Source organism: Frankia gtarii, from assembly GCF_025403375.1.
GTDB lineage: Bacteria > Actinomycetota > Actinomycetes > Frankiales > Frankiaceae > Frankia > Frankia gtarii.
Window position 1 is genome coordinate 1 of record NZ_JAMPTM010000487.1, and the last position, 2,281, is coordinate 2,281.

Here is a 2,281-nt window from a genome sequence, read left to right on the forward strand (position 1 = left end):
GCCTCGCCGCCGCAGCCTGGACGGTCCGCCACCGGGGCGCCCTCGACGCGCTGCCGCACCTCGGCGATTCGGCCGGATGGGTGCCGGGCGAGCCGACCTCCCCGGCCACCTAAGGGGCATTCCGGCGAAAAGAACAACCAGACAAGCACGTGTAGGTGGACGTATAGCGGGTAATCCTGCGACAGCCAGGTATGAACCCCGTTGAAGGAGTAGTCATGGCCACCCGGGTTGGGACCCGAACCAGCAGCATCAGCCTCGGTACGCTTCTCTATCTCATCGTTGGGGTGGTCATCACCGCGAGCCAGGACTACTGGAACTTCACCGACTGGGACGGCCACGCGCTGAGCAGTTTCTTCACTGCCCTCGTCGCGACTCTGCTGTGGCCACTCGCCATCTTCTACACTTTCGCGCTCCACACCCGCTGACCGCCCGCGCACCATTCGAGCGAGGGCAGGCGTTCCTTCCCGCGTTCAACCGTTTCCCAACCAGAAGCCTCCTCCCACCCGTCGCATCCGGCCTCGGCGGCGACGCCCGGGCCGGATCGGCATGCCCGGCTGCGGCGGCCTCGGACCGAAGCCCGCCGCAGCCCCATCCAGCCGTCCCGCCCGGTGGCTCGAAAGCTCGAAGGCTCGAAGGCCTGCGCGGGCGGCGCAATCAGGCGGCCATCACCGGGTAACCGTGCGGGTCAGAACAGGCTCGACTGTTGCCGTGTACCGACGGATCCCGGATATGCTTCGGCCGCCGACACCCGGGCCAGGCGCCGTCGGTTCCAGCAACCTGCGGGTCATGGATCCGCGGCCCGACAGGGGAGGCAGCCCGATGGAACCGTGCCGGATAGTCAGCGTCGTGGGGAACCCGAAGCCGGCCTCCCGGACCAGGCAGGTCGCCGAGGCGGTGGCTGGCCGCGTCGCCACCTCGCTGGCCGCGAGCGGCTTCGAGTCGTCGGCGGAGGTCATCGAGGTCAGCGAGCTGGGTGCCGGCCTGCTCGGCTGGGGCGATCCGACCGTGGGCGCGGCCCTGTCCAGCATCCGGGCGGCCGATGTCCTCGTCATCGCCACGCCCACCTACAAGGCGACCTACACCGGACTGCTCAAGCTGCTCCTCGACCAGATCGGCGGCGGTGAGCTCGCCGGCCTGCCGGCCATCCCGGTCCAGGTGGCCGCCGCTGCGCAGCACGCCTTGGCGGTGGAGGTGCACCTGCGCCCCGTGCTGGTCGAGATCGGCGCGGCCTGCCCGACCACCGGGATCTTCGTCCTCGACTCGGCGCTCGCCGAGCTCCCCACCCAGCTTGACGCCTGGGGCTCGGTGAACCTCCCGGCGGTGAGCGCCATAGTCAGGGCCCGACGCGCGGTCACGGCGCCGTCCGCCTGACCACCGATCCCGGCCGAGTCGTCGATCAGCACCCGACGGCCCCGGTGTCGAACATGACCAGCGGCGCGCAGCAGCCCTAGCCGACTCCTGCTTCCCCGGAGTCGACCCGCACCTGCGGCAGCGGCCCGATCACCACGCCGGGCTGCGCGGATGCCCGATCGGTGCCCGGTATCACCGGGGCTGCGGGCCTCGCCGCGGTACCGGCCCGGGCACCATCCCCACCGGAATACCCTCCGGTCCCGGAATACCCTCCGGTCCCGGAATACCCTCCGGTCCCGGAATACCCTCCGGTCCCGGCATACCCGCCGGCACCCGAGTAGCCGGCGGCGGCGAGATGGGTGCTGTCCTGGGAGGTACTGCCGATCGGGCCGTCACCGGCCGACTGACCGCCGCGGCTGAACCCCGAGCCCGCGCGGCTGGGCCGGCCGTCCCACCCCTCGAGGTCGTCGCCGTCCGGGCCTGCGACGACGCGTCCCCCATCCGCGTCCCGGTCGACATCCCCACCCCGGTCAACGCGAGTGGAATCGCCGGCTGGCAGGCCTTCTCCGGCGGACCCGTCACCGAACGACGGCGCGGGATACGTCGGCGCCGTCCGCCCGATGCCGTCCGCGGCGGCGGCACCGCCAGCGGTCGCGGTCGCGGTCGCGGTCGAACCGTAGATCGGATCGGGAAACGGTGGCAGCGTCGGCAGTGGGGAGACCGGCGCGCCACCCGGCTGCCAGGGCGGACTCCCGTCCTTGGGCTGCCCACCGAGCCCGGGGCGGACGTCGACCGCGCTGATCGGCTGAAGCCGGACGTCGTCCCCTCCCGAGCCGGCGGGGGCGGAGAAGCCGAAGGCGGTCACGGCGACAGTGAAGCCGCCGGCCGCAACGGTCAGCCCGCGGCGCCGGTCGGAGATGCGGGCCCAGCC

General features: G+C 72.2%; 2 protein-coding genes and 1 pseudogene. 2 read left to right on the forward strand and 1 reads right to left on the reverse strand.

From position 1 onward, the window contains the following. The first annotated feature begins 215 nt into the window (after positions 1-215). Positions 216-425, forward strand: a complete 210-nt coding sequence (locus NBZ83_RS31715) for a hypothetical protein (RefSeq protein WP_011602017.1) — start codon at positions 216-218, stop codon at positions 423-425. 394 nt (positions 426-819) lie between these two features. Next, the gene (locus NBZ83_RS31720; protein ID WP_261569786.1) at positions 820-1,371 is read left to right on the forward strand and encodes an NADPH-dependent FMN reductase; all 552 of its coding nucleotides are present in this window, start codon (positions 820-822) and stop codon (positions 1,369-1,371) included. A 76-nt stretch (positions 1,372-1,447) separates the two neighbouring features. On the opposite strand, the pseudogene NBZ83_RS31725 reads toward NBZ83_RS31720, so the two are convergent. Continuing rightward, positions 1,448-2,281, reverse strand: a pseudogene (locus NBZ83_RS31725) (hypothetical protein); the annotation flags it as partial.